This is a genomic window from Halomonas sp. 72 (genome assembly GCF_052379785.1).
Lineage (GTDB): Bacteria > Pseudomonadota > Gammaproteobacteria > Pseudomonadales > Halomonadaceae > Vreelandella > Vreelandella citrativorans.
This window is the reverse complement of record NZ_JBQSYY010000002.1, coordinates 65,326-82,609: the sequence shown is the minus strand read 5'-3', so window position 1 is coordinate 82,609 and position 17,284 is coordinate 65,326. Positions and strand designations below refer to the sequence as shown.

Annotated in this window: 21 protein-coding genes; 12 read left to right on the top strand and 9 right to left on the bottom strand. The window is 55.2% G+C overall.

Features of this window, described 5'->3' with window-relative positions:
• Positions 1-55: 55 nt before the first annotated feature.
• From dapC to ACT3T6_RS02305, 5 genes are all read left to right on the top strand, one after another.
• Positions 56-1,252, top strand: coding sequence for a succinyldiaminopimelate transaminase (gene dapC, locus ACT3T6_RS02325; protein WP_193055202.1), 1,197 nt, complete (start codon positions 56-58; stop codon positions 1,250-1,252).
• 39 nt (positions 1,253-1,291) lie between these two features.
• The gene (locus ACT3T6_RS02320) at positions 1,292-1,639 is read left to right on the top strand and encodes a Spx/MgsR family RNA polymerase-binding regulatory protein (protein WP_193055201.1); all 348 of its coding nucleotides are present in this window, start codon (positions 1,292-1,294) and stop codon (positions 1,637-1,639) included.
• Between the two features lie 109 nt (positions 1,640-1,748).
• Positions 1,749-2,774, top strand: coding sequence for a 2,3,4,5-tetrahydropyridine-2,6-dicarboxylate N-succinyltransferase (gene dapD / locus ACT3T6_RS02315; protein ID WP_172118502.1), 1,026 nt, complete (start codon positions 1,749-1,751; stop codon positions 2,772-2,774).
• Complete coding sequence (gene dapE, locus ACT3T6_RS02310) at positions 2,761-3,933, top strand: succinyl-diaminopimelate desuccinylase (protein WP_193055200.1); 1,173 nt, start codon at positions 2,761-2,763, stop codon at positions 3,931-3,933. The genes dapD and dapE overlap by 14 nt, the downstream gene beginning before the upstream one ends.
• Complete coding sequence (locus ACT3T6_RS02305; protein ID WP_087110018.1) at positions 3,930-4,319, top strand: hypothetical protein; 390 nt, start codon at positions 3,930-3,932, stop codon at positions 4,317-4,319. The genes dapE and ACT3T6_RS02305 overlap by 4 nt, the downstream gene beginning before the upstream one ends.
• Before the next feature lie 131 nt (positions 4,320-4,450).
• Here the strand turns inward: ACT3T6_RS02305 and ACT3T6_RS02300 are convergent, their stop codons facing one another.
• Complete coding sequence (locus ACT3T6_RS02300) at positions 4,451-5,005, bottom strand: cold-shock protein (RefSeq protein WP_226912032.1); 555 nt, start codon at positions 5,003-5,005, stop codon at positions 4,451-4,453.
• 110 nt (positions 5,006-5,115) lie between these two features.
• Between ACT3T6_RS02300 and ACT3T6_RS02295 the strand changes: the two genes are divergently transcribed.
• Positions 5,116-5,364 carry a SlyX family protein gene (locus ACT3T6_RS02295; protein WP_193055199.1) on the top strand — a complete coding sequence of 83 codons (249 nt, stop codon included), beginning with the start codon at positions 5,116-5,118 and terminating at the stop codon, positions 5,362-5,364.
• Between the two features lie 67 nt (positions 5,365-5,431).
• Here the strand turns inward: ACT3T6_RS02295 and ald are convergent, their stop codons facing one another.
• From ald to radC, 7 genes are all read right to left on the bottom strand, one after another.
• Positions 5,432-6,550: an alanine dehydrogenase gene (ald, locus tag ACT3T6_RS02290; protein ID WP_193055198.1), complete on the bottom strand. Its 1,119-nt coding sequence runs from the start codon at positions 6,548-6,550 to the stop codon at positions 5,432-5,434.
• A gap of 164 nt (positions 6,551-6,714) precedes the next feature.
• Positions 6,715-7,149, bottom strand: a complete 435-nt coding sequence (locus ACT3T6_RS02285; protein WP_193055197.1) for an acyl-CoA thioesterase — start codon at positions 7,147-7,149, stop codon at positions 6,715-6,717.
• 66 nt (positions 7,150-7,215) lie between these two features.
• A complete protein-coding gene (locus ACT3T6_RS02280) occupies positions 7,216-8,406 on the bottom strand; it encodes a class I SAM-dependent rRNA methyltransferase (RefSeq protein ID WP_172118506.1) in 1,191 nt (396 codons plus the stop codon).
• Positions 8,407-8,455: 49 nt separating this feature from the next.
• Complete coding sequence (gene mutM / locus ACT3T6_RS02275; protein ID WP_172118507.1) at positions 8,456-9,283, bottom strand: bifunctional DNA-formamidopyrimidine glycosylase/DNA-(apurinic or apyrimidinic site) lyase; 828 nt, start codon at positions 9,281-9,283, stop codon at positions 8,456-8,458.
• A 180-nt stretch (positions 9,284-9,463) separates the two neighbouring features.
• Positions 9,464-9,619 (bottom strand): 50S ribosomal protein L33, encoded by a 156-nt coding sequence (rpmG, locus tag ACT3T6_RS02270; protein ID WP_009098622.1) that lies wholly within the window; start codon positions 9,617-9,619, stop codon positions 9,464-9,466.
• Between the two features lie 26 nt (positions 9,620-9,645).
• Complete coding sequence (rpmB, locus tag ACT3T6_RS02265) at positions 9,646-9,882, bottom strand: 50S ribosomal protein L28 (protein WP_172118508.1); 237 nt, start codon at positions 9,880-9,882, stop codon at positions 9,646-9,648.
• Positions 9,883-10,138: 256 nt separating this feature from the next.
• Positions 10,139-10,813 carry a RadC family protein gene (radC, locus tag ACT3T6_RS02260; RefSeq protein WP_172118509.1) on the bottom strand — a complete coding sequence of 225 codons (675 nt, stop codon included), beginning with the start codon at positions 10,811-10,813 and terminating at the stop codon, positions 10,139-10,141.
• 141 nt (positions 10,814-10,954) lie between these two features.
• Here radC and coaBC point away from each other — a divergent pair, with 141 nt between their 5' ends.
• From coaBC to ACT3T6_RS02230, 6 genes are all read left to right on the top strand, one after another.
• The gene (coaBC, locus tag ACT3T6_RS02255; protein WP_193055196.1) at positions 10,955-12,211 is read left to right on the top strand and encodes a bifunctional phosphopantothenoylcysteine decarboxylase/phosphopantothenate--cysteine ligase CoaBC; all 1,257 of its coding nucleotides are present in this window, start codon (positions 10,955-10,957) and stop codon (positions 12,209-12,211) included.
• A 71-nt stretch (positions 12,212-12,282) separates the two neighbouring features.
• On the top strand, positions 12,283-12,741 hold the full coding sequence (gene dut, locus ACT3T6_RS02250; protein ID WP_087110037.1) for a dUTP diphosphatase: 459 nt from the start codon (positions 12,283-12,285) through the stop codon (positions 12,739-12,741).
• Positions 12,742-12,813: 72 nt separating this feature from the next.
• Complete coding sequence (locus tag ACT3T6_RS02245) at positions 12,814-14,199, top strand: phosphomannomutase/phosphoglucomutase (RefSeq protein ID WP_193055195.1); 1,386 nt, start codon at positions 12,814-12,816, stop codon at positions 14,197-14,199.
• Between the two features lie 89 nt (positions 14,200-14,288).
• The gene (gene argB / locus ACT3T6_RS02240) at positions 14,289-15,188 is read left to right on the top strand and encodes an acetylglutamate kinase (RefSeq protein WP_193055420.1); all 900 of its coding nucleotides are present in this window, start codon (positions 14,289-14,291) and stop codon (positions 15,186-15,188) included.
• 21 nt (positions 15,189-15,209) lie between these two features.
• Positions 15,210-15,818 (top strand): nucleoid occlusion factor SlmA, encoded by a 609-nt coding sequence (gene slmA, locus ACT3T6_RS02235; RefSeq protein ID WP_087110043.1) that lies wholly within the window; start codon positions 15,210-15,212, stop codon positions 15,816-15,818.
• Between the two features lie 77 nt (positions 15,819-15,895).
• Positions 15,896-16,195 carry a hypothetical protein gene (locus ACT3T6_RS02230; protein ID WP_193055194.1) on the top strand — a complete coding sequence of 100 codons (300 nt, stop codon included), beginning with the start codon at positions 15,896-15,898 and terminating at the stop codon, positions 16,193-16,195.
• A 94-nt stretch (positions 16,196-16,289) separates the two neighbouring features.
• On the opposite strand, the gene rpoH is transcribed toward ACT3T6_RS02230, so the two are convergent.
• Complete coding sequence (gene rpoH / locus ACT3T6_RS02225) at positions 16,290-17,156, bottom strand: RNA polymerase sigma factor RpoH (RefSeq protein WP_087110047.1); 867 nt, start codon at positions 17,154-17,156, stop codon at positions 16,290-16,292.
• Between the last annotated feature and the right edge of the window lie 128 nt (positions 17,157-17,284).

Here is a 17,284-nt window from a genome sequence, read left to right as displayed (position 1 = left end):
CGTTTAATACGCCTGCAGGGCATGCTCTCAATAGAACGCTCTCAACGGATACGCCATGAATTCTGATCTCGCCGCCCTACACCCTTATCCGTTTGAGAAACTGGCCGGCCTCAAAGCTGACCTTACGCCGCCTGCCCATTTGGCGCATATTCCCTTAACCATCGGCGAGCCGCAGCACGCGCCCTACCCAGCAGCGCTTGATGCGCTGGTAAAGCATCAGCTTGATATGGCACGTTATCCGGCCACCAACGGCCTGCCAAGCTTGCGTGAAGCACTCGCTGAGTGGGCGACCAAGCGCTTTAAGCTTGTGGGTCTTGATGCCGAGCGCCAGGTACTGCCGGTTAATGGCACGCGTGAAGCCATTTTTGCGTTTGTACAGGCCGCACTGGACCGTACTCGGCCTGCCAGAGTGATAGTGCCCAACCCGTTTTACCAGATTTATGAAGGTGCGACGCTGCTGGCTGGCGGTCAACCGGTGTATTTAAACGGCACGGCCGAGAACGGCTTTCGGCCAGATTTTGCCAGTGTCAGCCCCGATACCTGGCGTGATGTGCAAATCGTATTTATCTGCTCACCAGGCAACCCGACCGGCGCGGTTACGTCAATGGATGAGTTTAAACAGCTGATTGCGCTGGCCGACGAGCACGATTTCATCATTGCTTCTGATGAGTGCTATTCCGAGCTTTACCTGGATGAAAACGCGCCCCCGCCGGGGCTATTACAAGCTTGCGCTGAGCTGGGTCGTAACGATTACCGGCGCTGCGTCGTCTTCCACTCGCTCTCCAAGCGCTCCAATCTGCCGGGCTTGCGCTCAGGCTTTGTGGCAGGCGATGCGGACATTCTTACGCCGTTCAAGCGCTACCGTACCTATCATGGCTGCGCCATGTCGCTGCCGGTTCAACATGCCTCAATAGCAGCCTGGCAGGATGAAGCGCACGTACGCGCCAATCGTGATGCGTACCGTGAAAAATTCAGCGCCGTGGTGGAGGTACTGGCCCCAGTGATGGACTTCCCAACGCCAGAGGCAAGCTTTTACCTGTGGCCCGCGGTACCAGGGGGGGATGATATCGGCTTCACCCAGCGGCTTTACACCGAGCAACACGTGAGCGTGCTGCCCGGCAGCTTGATGGGCCGCCCTGATGCTCAGGGCATTAACCCAGGCACGGGGCGGCTGCGCCTAGCCCTGGTGGCGGAGCTTGCCCCCACCCTGGAAGCAGCGCAGCGTATCCGCCAGCTTATTGAGCGCGGTTAATTCACCTTTTACGGCACCAACAGCTCGAAAGGAGATACCATGTTTACACTCTATGTCATTGATACCTGTGATACGTGTCGTAAGGCGCGCAAAGCGCTGGAAGCGAACGGCGTGCCTTTTAAAACCCATGATTTGCGTAAAGATGGTCTTTCGGCGAGCCTGCTTGAGCATCTTTTAGAGCGGGCACCGCTGTTGGAAGTCGTCAATAAGCGCAGCAAGACATGGCGCGACCTTCCCCAGGAAGACAAAGACAGCCTGGATGCCAACTCTGCGCGCCAGCTGTTGCTCCAACACCCAACACTGCTTAAACGACCACTGCTGGATACCGGCAGTGACGCCTTAAAAATAGGCTATCGCGACGGCGATTACGATAAAATCAGTGGCTGATCCAACTCCACTATTTTGCTTATTTTTGAATCAACACTTTGTTATACCGCCGCTTTTACGTTAGCTAATGACCCGGTTAACAATGTTATCAACAACAGGATGAACTTTTATGCTGAGCTTTGCGCTTGGAATTGGCACGCAAAACACTCAAGGCGATTGGCTGGAAATTTACTACCCGGCACCGCTCTTTAGCCCGCAGGAAAGCCTGATAAATGCGGCCAAACAAGCGCTTGATGCGCCGCAGGGCAATGTCGCCGTTAGCTTTTTGCCAGAAGACTGCACCCGCTTAGCCAAGGCGCTTGAGGCAGCCGGGCATCCTGAACAGGCTGAGCTTGCTGAGGCGCTGGCCACCAGCCAGCGCCCATTAGTGGCCATGTTCCTGGAAACGGATCAGGCCCCGCAAACGGCGCCAGAGGTCTATCTTAAGCTGCACCTGCTATCGCATCGCTTGGTCAAGCCGCATGGCCTTGACCTGACCGGCATGTTTGGCCTGCTGCGCAATATTGCCTGGACCAACGAAGGCGCCATCGATATCGAAGAGCTACCAGCGCGTCGCCTGAAAGCCCGCCTCGCCGGCCGTGCGCTGTCCGTCGACTGTGTCGATAAATTCCCCAAAATGACCGATTACGTTGTGCCGGCCGGTGTACGCATTGCCGACACGGCGCGGGTACGCCTGGGCGCTCATTTGGGTGAAGGCACCACGGTAATGCATGAAGGTTTTGTTAACTTCAATGCAGGCACCGAAGGCCCCGGCATGATTGAAGGCCGTATTTCAGCCGGCGTGATGGTCGGCAAAGGGTCTGACCTGGGCGGTGGTTGCTCCACCATGGGCACGCTGTCAGGCGGTGGCAATATTGTTATCAAGGTCGGCGAAGGCTGCTTGATCGGCGCCAATGCCGGTATCGGCATTCCGTTGGGCGACCGCTGCACGGTGGAGTCCGGTTTGTATATCACCGCAGGCACCAAAGTGGCCTTGCTGGACGACCAGGGTAACGAAGTGAAAACTCTGGCGGCGCGTGAACTGGCGGGCCAAAACGACCTGCTGCTACGCCGCAACTCTAAAAATGGCCGCGTCGAGTGCCTGACCAATAAAAGCGCCATCGCGCTAAATGAGGCGCTGCATGCCCATAACTGAGCCTGACACGCTGTCGCCCACGCTACAGCTTGCCTTTGAGCTGCTCAGCCGCCCGTCAGTGACGCCGGATGATGAAGGCTGCCAGGACGTAATGATCGAGCGCTTAACGGCGCTCGGTTTTCATATTGAGCGTATGCCGTTTGGCGATGTACAGAACTTCTGGGCAGTGCGGGGCCACCACGGCCCGGTGATTGCCCTTGCGGGTCATACCGATGTCGTGCCCAGCGGGCCACCAAACGGCTGGGAATTCCCGCCTTTTGCTCCCTGTATTGACGATCACGGCATGCTTTGTGCCCGTGGCGCCGCCGATATGAAGGGCAGCCTGGCCGCTATGCTAACCGCTGTGGAGCGTTTCGTGGCTCGCTACCCCGACCACGATGGGCGTATTGCGTTTTTAATCACCTCCGATGAGGAAGGCCCTGCGGTGGATGGCACTCGCGCCGTGGTCGAGCAGCTGCGCGAACGCAATGAGCGGCTTGATTACTGTATCGTCGGTGAACCCTCCTCTACCGAACACCTTGGCGACGTGATCAAGAATGGCCGCCGCGGCTCGCTGGGCGGCGTTTTACGTATTCAGGGGATTCAGGGGCACGTGGCCTACCCTCACCTGGCGCGCAATCCCATTCATCAGGCGATGCCCGCGCTGGATGCGCTCGTCAATGAGCACTGGGACGCAGGCAATGATTTTTTCCCGGCCACCAGCTTTCAGATTTCCAACCTGCGAGCGGGCACTGGGGCGACTAACGTCATCCCCGGCGAAGTAGAAGCAGTATTCAACTTCCGCTTCTCGACAGAAGTGACGCATGAGCAGCTTAAGGCGCGTACCGAGGCGATTCTTGACCAGTACGGCCTGGCGTATCAGCTGGACTGGACACTGAACGGCGAGCCGTTCCTAACCGCAGAAGGCGAGCTTGTTAACGCAGCCGTACGCGGTGTTGAAGCCGTGACCGGCAAGCGCCCGGCGCTATCCACCAGCGGCGGTACTTCTGATGGGCGTTTTATTGCCACATTGGGTGCTCAAGTGGTGGAGCTTGGCCCGCTTAACGACACTATCCACAAAGTGAATGAGCGCGTACGCGCTAGCGACCTGGATGATTTGAGCCGAATCTATGAGGCAACGCTTCAGGCCCTACTCACGCTTGATGAGGTCAACGTATGATGGAGCGCTACCCGGACATTGAAGTGTATGTCGCCAGCATTTCACTGGAAGCGCTTAACGCATGGCTTGCCAGTGCGCTTGCTGCACCGCCATTAAGCCCTGCCGGCAAAGGCAAGTGGAAAACCCATGGTCAACACCAGGGGAAAGAGGTGCCCATACTACTGGTCGAAAAAGCAGCTGACCGCTTTGCAAGCTTATGGTTTGACAGTAGCCATACGCCTTGGATGACCGACCAGGAGTGCGCGCAACACGCCGCAGAGGCGCTGCAAACGGAAGTGCGCTGCTCGCTTGGCGGCTGGCATCCAGGCGATGATCCTGACCGCTTCTGGCAGGTGCTACCCGGTGGAAAAGAAGGCGCTATTGAGTGGCCCGACTCAGGCCGCTAACGCTGCCTGAAAGAAGACGGCATAAAGGCGGTTTTTTTTAAGACTATTTTTGAAGACTGTTCTTGAAATGCAATCGACCCCGCCGGGGCGGGGTCGATTATGTTCACATTGATACTACGCTTGTGGACATGCTACTCAATAATACTCACATCATCGGCCTGTAAACCACGGTCATTCTTAATGACGTGGTAACGTACAATTTGGCCTTCTGCCAGCATACGCGGGCCGCGACCCCGAATAGCACGAAAGTGAACAAACACATCTTCGCCATTATCACGAGTAATAAAGCCATAGCCTTTATTGGTATTAAACCACTTTACTTCACCCTCTTCCCGACCGTCGTTGGGGTCGATGACGTCTTCCTCGTCATCGTCCCGTTCGTCGGCAGGCTGGGGCTGACGCGGCGCAGCTTTAACACGCGTGTCGCCTGAGCTTTCTACTTTCGGTTTAACGACTAGCGGAGGAGCCAGAGCAGCCGACGCTAACGTACCTATAAATAAAACGATGAAGCTGCCCAAGGCAACGGCAATGTAAACACCACTGATACCGCTAATGGCTAACTCTGCCTGCCATAAATCGGCCAGAGGCGCGTTGGTTAAATGAACAATCCCCGCCAGCAAAAGCGGCGTGGGGGCGGCTAGTAATACACTGATTAAGAAACAGCGAAACACAACTTTTGGATTCATAGATGATAAAAGCTCTCTTGTTGTATGGGTAACGAACGAAAGACAATACCCGAACCATCAGGCCCATTCCTAACAGTACCGGACATATTACACAAGGTTGCCATGTTACCATGACACAAGACTTTTCTCCTGCTGAGCTAAATCAACTTTTCGAAAATCTTGAAAGCCGCCTGGCTTACCAGGAACACTGGCTGGACACGCTTGACCAAGCGGTCGCCCAACAGGAAAAGCGGCTTGCCAAGCTAGAACAGCTTAGCGCATTAATGCGTGAACGACTGCGTGAACAGCATCAAGCGTTCCAGGCAGGCGACCATCAGGGGGAAAGCCGCCCTGAAGACGAGGTGCCGCCTCATTACTAACGATGACAAACATTAAAAACCCACTGTCGCGCCCTGCGGGTTAGCGCACCTGATCGGTCATTCGTACTTATCGTGATGCCGCGCTTGCTGGGGCGATACACGCCAAACCAAAGGCATCGGCAACGGCTTGGTAGGTCACCTGCCCTGCATGCACATTAAGCCCTGGCAGAAAGTGGGGATCGTCGTTTAGCGCCTGCTGCCAGCCTTTATCGGCCAGCGCCAGCACGAAGGGCAGCGTGGCATTGGTGAGGCCGAGGGTTGACGTGCGTGACACGCCGCCCGGCATATTGGCTACACAGTAATGAACAATGCCCTCCACGATATACGTGGGCTTGGCGTGAGTGGTGGGCTTACTGGTTTCAAAGCAGCCGCCCTGATCAATCGCTACATCCACCAGCACACTGCCTGGCTTCATATCGCTCAGCATAGCGTGGGTAATCAACTTGGGCGCCGCCGCACCCGGGATTAACACGGCGCCAATAATCATATCAGACTCGCGCACGACGTTATCCAACGCATCGGCGGTGGAATAAACCGTTTTGATACGCCCCTGGTAGCGGCTATCCAGAACGTCTAGCCGCGCCAGTGAGTTATCCAGAATAGTGACATCCGCGCCCAACCCCAGCGCCATTCTCGCGGCATTTTCACCTACGACGCCACCGCCTATTACGGTGACGGTTGCCGGTGCAACCCCCGGCACGCCGGGCAATAGAACGCCAGCGCCCCCCTGGGCTTTTTCCAGGCCATGCGCCCCTGCTTGAACGGCCATACGCCCAGCCACAGTACTCATTGGCGCAAGCAGCGGCAGCCCTCCATTGGCATCCGTAATCGTTTCATAAGCGATACAGGTAGCCCCGCTCTCCATCAAGCCCCGCGTTAGGGCTTCTTCCGCTGCAAGGTGCAGATAGGTAAACAGCGTATGCTGGGAAGTGAGACGCGCAACCTCTTCCACCTGCGGCTCTTTTACTTTAAGAATCAGCTCAGCATTCTTCCACAAGGCGTCGACATCACTTTCGATCTGCGCACCCGCAGCCTCATAGTCGCTATCGCTAAAACCAGCGCCCTCTCCTGCGCCTGCCTGCACACTAACGGTGTGGCCACGCTGGGCAAACTCACGCACGCCGGTGGGCGTTAGGGCGACACGATATTCATGGTTTTTGATCTCTTTGGGGACGGCAATCTGCATAGCGATCTCTCTTTTTGTGCGTAAGATTAAACAACGGCCTTAGCATTACAGCACAGCTCAAGCGACCCACCACTTCCTTAAGCACAAAACAAAAAAACGCCGGTTAAGGCGTTTTACAGGAGTAAAAATCCAGCGCTTGAGGGCTTTATACCGAAAATTTAACGTCACTCTGTTATTAAGGCCCCGCCGTAGATTCTCTGATACTCCTCTGGCAGGCGCTTGGGGCGCCCGCTTGAAAGCGCAATACACGCAAACCGGGTGCGCGCCTGGAAGAGCATTTTGGCATCTCGCACCCGCTGAAGCTCGAAACGTCGGGTAAGGCTAAAGCGCCCATCACAGGCGACGACCCACGTCGCCAATTGAAGCTCATCACCCGCAAAGGCAGGAGCAAGATAGTCCAGCTCATGGCGATGTATGGCCAGGGCGCGGTCCAGTTCGCGGTAGCGCTCGATGGAAAGCCCCAAGGCTTCGGAGTGGGCCCAGCTAACCTGCTCAACCCAGCGCAGGTATTCGCTGTTATTCACGTGCTGATAATCATCTATCGCCGCTTCGCTAACATGAATATCGATCACAAAGGGATCGGGTAACGCCCACTCCATTGCTCTGCTCCTTGTGCCACTACCGTGCTAATCCAGCTTGCCCACCCCGCCTAATGACTCAATGGATTAATCGCGAAACACGCGCACGCCCAACGCTTTAAGATAAGCGGTTTCTGGAATGGCCGGGTGAATGGGGTGATCTGGCCCTTGATGGCCCTGGAAGATCACCTGCCCATGGCGATCCTGATGACGTACCGCGCCTCGCACGACATCTACCAAGCGATCTTCCCCTAGGTGCATGGAGCACGACGCTGAAAGCAACAGGCCATCGCGGCCCAGCAAACGCATCGCTTCGCGATTCAAGCGCGCATAGGCCCGCTCGCCATTAGGAATATCCTTACGCTTCTTGATAAACGCCGGCGGATCCAGAACCACCACGTCGAACTGTTCGCCGTCGGCCTTCAGTGCTGCCAAAGCTTCAAAGGCATCGCCTTCGCCAATGGCGACCTGCTCTTGCACACCGTTAAGCTCAGCATTTCGCGCCACTTGCTCAAGCGCGGGGCCTGAAGCATCGATACACAGCACCTCAGAGGCGCCATTGGCCGCCGCCTGGACACCCCAGCCACCCACATAGCTAAAGACATCCAGCACGCGCTTGCCAGCCACCTGACGGTTCAGCCAGGCGCGGTTCTCGCGGTGATCAAAGAACCAACCGGTTTTCTGACCATTAAGCACCGGCACGGCAAAGCGTGTACCGTTCTCTTCGATCAATACTTCGTCGGGCAGTGTGCCTTTCACTACGTCGACGTGAGCTTCCAGCCCTTCCTGACGACGCCCGCCGGTATCGTTACGGAACACGATGACGTCAGGCTTAACCACTTTCTCAAGCGCATCGACAATCTCATCGGCCAGCGCCTGCATGCCGGCGGTATTTAGCTGAACAACCAATACATCGCCAAAACGGTCAATCACCAGACCTGGCAGCAGGTCACCCTCACCGTGAATCAGGCGGTAAAAAGGCTTGGCATATAAACGCTGACGCAGTGACAGCGCTTGATTGAAACGGTGTACAAACAGCGAACGGTCCAGACGCATGTCCGGATCACGGGACATCACGCGGCCCGCAATCAGCGAGTGCGGATTGATATACGCCACGCCCAGGACTTTACCGTTAGAGGCCTCGACCAACGCGGTTTCGCCAGCAGTGAAATTCTTAAGCGGCGTTTCTTTAATATCCACTTCGTTGGAGTAGATCCACAGATGGCCTGCTTTTAAGCGGCGATCGGCGTTTTTATTTAAGCGCAGGCGTTGAGTCACAACAGTCTCCAAAAGCGTAGACAACAGATAACAAAAGGGTAATCAGCTATCAATGCTGACAGCCAGGGCAAAACACACTGGCGCGCTGGCCAAGCGTAATACGCCGAAGCTCCCTACCGCAGCGTAAGCAGGGTTGCCCCTGGCGCCCATAAACATTTAACCGCTGAGCAAAATAACCAGGCTCACCCTGGCCGCTCACAAAATCGCGCAGCGTGGTACCACCTTGAGTGATAGCCGCCGCCAATACTTCTTTCACAGCCGCCGCCAACTGCTCATAGCGGGCAAGAGAAATACGCCCGGCTGCACGACGTGGGTCAATACCGGCCATGAACAGCGCTTCAGTGGCGTAAATATTCCCCGCGCCCACCACGACCCGGTTATCCATTAAAAAGGGTTTTACCGCCACGCGCTTGTTACGCGAAAGCGCATATAGCCACTGGCCATTAAAGGCCTCATCAAACGGCTCAGGCCCAAGGTGGACAAGGCGCCGGTCTGCCGTCCCATCGCCTAACTGCCAATCCACAAAACCAAAGCGACGTGGGTCATGATAGCGCAACACATAGCCGTCTGCGGTGACCACATCGACATGATCATGCTTTTTGGGGATATCCCCCACTTGGGCAATGCGCAAACTGCCCGACATTCCCAGGTGCCACAGCAACGTTGCATCGTTTGGCGACTGCTTCACGGGGATTTGCAGGTATTTGGCACGCCGCGTCAGGGTGCCGATGCGCGCACCGACCAAACGCTCAGCCAAATCGTCAGGCACCGGAACACGCAAGCGCGGCTGGCGAACACGCACCTCGGTAATTTCCTGGCCTTCCAGATAGGGAGCAATACCGCGCTTGGTAGTTTCGACTTCGGGCAGTTCGGGCATGAAGAGAACCTGATTAACGATAGGGATATCGACAGGATAGGCACTTACAAGGCAGGCAATGCGGAGCCACTATTAAGTCGCCTGCATCTGCAAACCCCATGTATGCAAAAACCCGGCACGGGCCGGGTTTTTCAACAGGCGCTCGCCTGCAGTGGAAGCCGATCATCATCGCTTACGCGATTACTTGATCTTGGCTTCCTTGTAGATAACGTGCTTACGGACAACCGGGTCGTATTTCTTGAATTCGAACTTATCCGGCGTGTTCCGCTTGTTCTTATCAGTGGTGTAGAAGTGGCCTGTACCGGCACTGGACACCAGCTTGATCTTATCGCGCATGGTTTTACTCTCCCAAAAATGCTGTCTTAGATGGCGTCGCCGCGCTTACGGATATCAGCCAGAACCGTCTCGATACCTTTCTTGTCAATGATGCGCATGCCCTTGGAGGAAACGCGCAGCTTGACGAAGCGGTTTTCGGCTTCAACCCAAAAACGATGGGAGTGCAGGTTCGGCAAGAAACGACGACGTGTCTTACGCTGGGAGTGTGAAACGTTATTACCAGTTACCGGACGCTTGCCGGTAACCTGACATACTTTGGACATGAGAGCCTCCAACCGCTTGGCCAGGATATAAGCCTGAGTGTTCAAAACTGTCGGGCAAACCGGAAGAGAGGGAGTCGACGCCGTTAACCGTCTAGCTGTACCCAAATCCGTTATTCAACCCAAGTTTAAAGGTGGCACTTTATACCAGAGCACCGGACCACCGGCAAGTAAAACCGTCTAAAAAGGCGTAAAAAAGCCACTTTTTAGGTATTTTACCTAGACAGCTGACATTAAATGCCTGCCCTCTATCTACTGCCTATAGCCAGCCGCGCTCAGCAAAAGAGACCACGTCTCCATCTCCCACCACGAAATGATCCAAGACACGTACGTCAAAGAGGCCAAGGGCCTCTTTTAAGCGTTCGGTGATACGACGGTCAGCATCGCTTGGCTCAGCCACACCGGAGGGGTGATTGTGGGCCAGGATAACGGCGCCAGCGCTAAGTTCTAATGCGCGCTTGGCAACTTCGCGGGGGTAAACGGAGGCGCTGTCTAGGGTACCGCGAAACAGGGATTCATAGCGAATAATTCGGTGCTGCGTGTCTAAAAAAATTACCGCGAACTCCTCATGCCCCAAATGGCGCAGTTGAGAGCTCAGGTAATGACGCACCAGTTCAGGCGATGTCAGCGCGTTGCCACGTGCCAATTGGCTGGCTAAATGGCGTTTTGAAATCTCAAGCGTGGCCTGCAGTTGGGCAAATTTGGCACTCCCCAAACCGTGCGCCGCGCAAAAGCTTGCCTGGTCCGCTTCCAGCAGCGGACGCAGGCCGCCAAATGCGGTGAGCAGATCACGCGCCAAATCAACCGCTGAGCGCCCCTGCACGCCCACGCGCAAGAAAATCGCCAGCAACTCTGCATCAGAAAGCGTCTGCGCGCCCATGGTTAATAGCTTTTCTCGCGGCCGCTCACCCTCCGGCCAATGATTTATCCCCATCCCCCTACCTCCTCACCCCAAAGACATGTACGCAAAAAGCTCAGTAAACCTGGCTTACGCATTATTTGTAGCAACATGCCAAATTAGCAAGACGAATGGTATGGTAAGCCTCTTTAAGAACGCGCATGTGGGCCCTTTACCATGGTTTCTGTTTCTGCCTCTGTTACTCCAACGACGCTCTCAACGCTTGCAGGTAAACGCATTCTGTTGGGCATTAGTGCAGGCATAGCGGCTTACAAAAGCGCGCTGATCGTGCGGCTGCTTAAACAAGCCGGTTGTGAAGTGCGTGTGGTAATGACCAGTGGTGCTCAGGCGTTTATTACGCCACTGACACTACAGGCGTTATCCGGCGAGCCGGTGCGCTCGTCTCTGCTTGACCCGGAAGCGGAAGCCGGGATGGGGCATATTGAGCTCGCCCGCTGGGCGGATACTATCCTGATCGCTCCCGCAACGGCGGACCTGATGGCTCGACTGGTCCACGGCATGGCGGATGATTTACTCACCACGCTGTGCCTGGCCAGTGAAGCCCCCAGGCTGATCGCCCCGGCCATGAACCAGGCCATGTGGCGCCACCCGGCGACGCAACGCAATGTAGCGCAACTGCACGCTGATGGCTGGCAACTTATCGGCCCCGCGGCGGGCGACCAGGCATGTGGCGATGTAGGTCCAGGACGTATGAGCGAGCCTGATGCTATCTTTGAGGTTGTTGCACGCCTCTTTTCAGGTGCCCCCCAGGCGGGCAACGCCCCTCATGTAGTCATTACCGCAGGCCCTACCCGTGAAGCGCTTGATCCCGTGCGTTACCTATCCAATCACAGCTCAGGTAAAATGGGCTACGCCTTGGCGGCGGCTGCGGTGGCGCAGGGCGCTACGGTTACTCTGATTAGCGGGCCTGTGGCTCTACCAACGCCCAACGGCGTTACGCGTATTGACGTTGAATCGGCCGAGCAAATGCATCAAGAAGCCATGCACCGGGCGCCTGAGGCGGCGTTATTTATTGGCTGCGCGGCAGTGGCTGATTATCGCTCGGCATCGCCTGCCGAGCACAAGCTTAAAAAGCAGGAAGATAGCGATACGTTCACGCTTACACTGATCAAAAATCCTGACATCATTGCCGATGTGGCCGCGCTGCCTACCGAACAACGCCCCTTGGTCGTAGGGTTTGCCGCAGAGACACAGCAACTGGAGCATTACGCCCACGATAAGCTTAACCGCAAGGGGCTTGATATGATTGTCGCCAATGACGTCTCTCAATCGGGCCTGGGCTTTGGCAGCAATGAGAATACCGCGCTGCTGCTCTGGCGAACAGCGCAAGGCACCGAGCAGCGTTTGGAATCCCCTCAGCCAAAAACTCAGCTTGCGCAGGTCATTGTTCGTCAGGCGCTAGCGCTGCTCTAGTCTTTAGCATCTGTTTTTAAAGCTGTTTTTAATATCCTTTTTACTATCGTTTTTAAATGTTGGAGTTCTACATGACCACCCGTCCCCGCCTGCAGTGCAAAGTGCTTGATGAGCGCTTACACGACCACATGCCGCACTACGCCACTGATGGCTCTGCGGGCATGGACCTGCGGGCGCTGCTCGACGAACCGCTAACGCTCAATCCTGGCGAATGCCAACTCGTACGAACGGGTCTTGCCATCTATATTGAAGACCCAAGCCTTGCTGGCATGATTCTTCCCCGCTCGGGCCTGGGCCATAAACACGGCATTGTATTGGGCAATCTGGTAGGTCTGATCGATTCAGACTACCAGGGTGAGCTGATGATTTCGGTGTGGAACCGCGGCCAAAGCGCTTTTACACTGTCGCCTTTTGAGCGGCTAGCCCAGTATGTTCTCGTGCCGGTAGTGCAAGCAGAACTCTCTATTGTTGATGCCTTTACCGACTCCACCCGAGGCGGCGGCGGATTTGGCAGCACTGGCCGTCATTAATACGGGTCGGCATTAATACTGTCCGTCATTAACAAGGCTCGGGCGAACGTTACGCACTGACAGGAGTAGCCAATGGATGTACCTGCTTCGATTTTTCGTGCCTATGATATCCGCGGCATTGTCGATAACACGCTGAGCGAATCCACCGCAGAGTGGATTGGCCGTGCGATTGGTTCAGAAGCGGCCGCCCGGGGTGAGCAGAGTGTCATCGTTGCCAGAGACGGCCGCTTATCCGGCGAGCGCCTGCAAGCCGCCCTGATTCGAGGCTTAACAGCCGCTGGGCGCGATGTTATTGATATCGGCATGGTGCCCACGCCTGTTCTCTACTTTGCCACCCACGTGATGCCTGAGAGCTGCTCAGGGGTCATGGTGACCGGCAGCCATAACCCGCCCGACTACAATGGCTTCAAAATTGTCCTGGCAGGTGAGACGTTATCAGGCGACGCTATTGCCGCGCTGTATGAACGCATTCACACCCATGACCTCACCAGCGGCCAGGGCAGCATTCATCAATACGACATCCGGCACGCGTACCTTACCCGTATTTTGGAAGATGTTAGCGTTAAGCGCCCTATCAAAGCTGTTGTAGACTGTGGTAACGGCGTCGCCGGTGAGCTAGGACCCGAGCTAATCAAGCAGCTGGGGGTTGAAACAACGGTCTTGTTTGGTGAGATTGACGGCCATTTTCCTAACCACCACCCTGACCCCGGCAAGCCTGAAAACCTGCAAGACCTGATCAAGAGTGTTCAGACAACCGGCGCGGATATCGGGCTTGCCTTTGACGGTGATGGCGACCGAGTTGCCGTTGTTACACCGCGCGGCCGCATCATCTACGCTGACCACCTCCTGATGGCCTTTGCGACCGACATGCTTTCGCGCAACCCAAGCGCCAGGGTGGTCTATGATATTAAATGTACGGGCAACCTTGCCCGAGTCATTAGCGAAGCGGGCGGCGAGCCAGAAATGTGGCGTACCGGCCATTCGCTGATTAAAGCGCGCATGAAGGCAACTAACGCTCTGCTGGGCGGGGAAATGAGCGGCCATATTTTCTTCAAAGAACGCTGGTATGGTTTTGATGACGGCCTTTATTCCGCCGCGCGCCTGCTGGAAATTCTGGCGCTTTATAACGAAGATGCAGACGCCTTTTTTGACCGCTTTCCTCAAGATCCAAGCACGCCAGAAATTAATATAATCGTTAGTGATGACGAAAAATTTGGCCTGATCGAGGCACTTGCCCGTGAAGGTGACTTCGGCGAAGGTATTAAAACCACGTTGGATGGCATTCGCGTTGATTACCCCGATGGCTGGGGCCTATGTCGCGCATCCAACACGACACCTGCCTTGGTGATGCGCTTTGAAGGGAAAAATGCCGTGGCACTAATGCGTATACGGGAATGTTTTGTCAACGCGTTAGCTCGTGTGGCACCGGCACTCAAAATTCCCGAGATGCCAGCTTAACCGCGCACTCGTGATATGCAGCACGATAACAATATTCATTAGCCACGTATCATCTGGATAAAAGAAAACAGCAAGCAAGGGACAACATGATGAATTCAGCCAGTCGCGACCCGCAGGTCGTTGTGGAGGTGCTTTCCGAAGCACTCCCCTATATTCAGCAGTTCTCCGGCAAAACCGTTGTGGTCAAGTACGGCGGCAATGCGATGACTGAAGACACGCTCATCAACTCTTTCGCACGTGATATCGTGCTAATGAAAGAAGTTGGCATTAATCCCGTAGTGGTTCATGGCGGCGGTCCGCAAATTGGCAGCCTGCTTGAAAAGCTTAATATCGAATCGCGCTTTGTGAACGGGATGCGCGTGACCGATTCCCAGACCATGGACGTGGTTGAAATGGTACTGGGCGGACTGGTGAACAAAAGCATCGTCAACCTGATTAACCAAAGCGGTGGCAAGGCAATAGGCCTAACGGGGAAGGATGGCGCACAAATTCGTGCTCGCCAGCTAAAGGTCGAGCACCAAAGCCCCGAAATGACCGTTCCGGAAATTATCGATATTGGGCATGTGGGCGAAGTCGAGTCCATTTCAACAGACCTGATCGAAATGCTCGCTGCCCGCGACTTTATTCCAGTGATCGCGCCCATCGGCGTTGACGATGAAGGCCATAGTTACAACATTAACGCCGACCTGGTGGCGGGTAAATTAGCCGAGGCATTAAACGCTGAAAAGCTAATGCTACTGACCAACGTCGCCGGCCTCATGGATGCGGAAGGCAAGGTATTAACCGGGCTAAGCACGCTTCAAGTGGATGCCCTGATTGCCGACGGCACCATTTATGGCGGCATGCTGCCCAAAATACGCTGTGCGCTTGATGCCGTTAAAAATGGTGTTAACAGTGCGCATATTATCGACGGTCGTGTTCCCCATGCAGTGTTGTTGGAGATTTTCACCAACGCTGGCGTAGGTACGCTTATTACCGACGCGAGCTAACTGCAACGGAGGGCTAACGTCATGAGTGACGACCGTAAACCTCGCCGTCGCGAGCAGATCCTTCAAGCACTCGCGTTAATGCTGGAAGAAGATAGTGGAAAGCGTATTACCACGGCCGCCCTTGCACGCCAGGTCGGCGTTTCCGAGGCAGCACTGTACCGCCACTTTCCCAGCAAAGCGCGAATGTTTGAGGGCTTAATCGACTTTATTGAAGAAAGCATTTTTGCGCGCATTACGCGTATTTTAGAAGAGGTACCCGACGCCATCCCCCGCTGCGGCACTATTCTGGCACTACTACTGGGCTTTGCCGAAAAGAACCCAGGACTTGCCCGAGTGATGGGCGGCGATGTATTGACCGGCGAAACAGCCCGCCTGCGCCAGCGCGTTCATCAGCTATTTGAGCGTTTGGAACTACAACTCAAGCAGATTATTCGTGAGGCCGAACTGCGCGAAGGGCGCCGCGCCAGCATTCCGGCCTCAGCGGCCGCTAACCTGCTCGCCGCCCAAGCGGAAGGACGCATTTCTCAATACGTGCGCAGCGACTTTAAACGCCTGCCCACTGAGTACTGGGAAGATCAGTGGACGCTTCTATCAAGGCAGTTACTGCTCGAAGCGCCACAACCCGCCTAAGAGTATCAAGTTGGTCAACAGGGACGTTGGCTCATTCTTTGTTAACATGCTCTCTCCCCTGCCACAGGAAGGCACTTTTGAATATTACCCACCTTGAGCACACGATTATCGCGCTGATCTTTCAAGGCTTGCTATGGCCGTTTGTTGGCCGCTGGGTGGCGGGTTATTTGGTGGTGGCCGTCTTTTTAGGCCGCGAGATAGCCCAGCATGAATATGTGGGTGGCGGGCCCAACGAGGTGTGGTACTTCTATGGTTTATTCAATCACTGGACGTTGGACTCGTTTTTGGACGTTGCAGCGCCCGCAGCAGCCTGCTGCTTTATCGCGTTAATACTGCCTGGTGGCGGGCTGTGGAAATATGTCAGAGCACGGCGTTAAAAAACCACTTCATACGCATAAAACAGCCATAAAAAAACCGGCGCTCTAATTGATAGAGGCCGGTTTTTGGCGATGAACAGCTAACTACGTAGACTTACGCCGCGATAGCATCGCCCATCTTTTGGCGCAGCTTTTTCATCGCGTTTTTCTCAAGCTGGCGAATACGTTCAGCGCTAACGCCGTACACATCGGCCAAATCATGCAGGGTCGCTTTATTATCGGTCAGCCAGCGGCGCTGCAAAATATCCCGCGAACGCTCATCCAGGCCTTTTAAAGCAAGCTGCAGACGGCGCGTTGAGTCTTCCTCAAAATCACTGTCTTCAAGCTTGGTCGCCGGGTCAGCAGAGGCGTCATCCAAAAAGTAAGCGGGCGCCTGATACGTGCTCTCTTCGTCATCGCTCGGTGAAGCATCATAGCCTGCATCATAAGCGGAAAGGCGGCCTTCCATATCCCGCACGACTTCCGGCTTAACGTCGAGGTCTTTAGCGATGGCATCTACTTCATCGTTGTTCAACCAGGCAAGGCGCTTCTTGGCGCTGCGCAGGTTAAAGAACAGCTTACGCTGAGCTTTCGTCGTGGCGATTTTAACAATCCGCCAGTTACGCAGTACAAATTCGTGTATCTCAGCCTTGATCCAATGAACCGCAAACGATACCAGGCGTACCCCCTGGTTAGGATCAAAACGCTTTACGGCTTTCATCAAGCCGACGTTACCTTCCTGAATCAGGTCTGCCTGGGGCAACCCATAGCCTGAATAACTGCGAGCAATATGCACAACAAAGCGCAAGTGCGAGAGAACCAAGCGGCGCGCAGCCTCTAAATCAGCTTCATCATAAAGACGAAAAGCAAGTTCGCGCTCTTCCTCAACGCTCAGCACCGAAATGCCGTTAACTGCTCGAATGTAGCCGCCCAAGTCGTGACCTGGAGAAAGCTGTCCCACCGGTAGAAGACTAGTGCTCATGTGCAGGTGGTCTCCCTTATCATCTATCGTGATTGACGTACGTAGTTGTAATGACGTCGTTGTATTTACGTCCGCACGCCTCAATTAACCATTAAGACCTTGCCTAAGCGGCAAAGTTCACTTGTTTC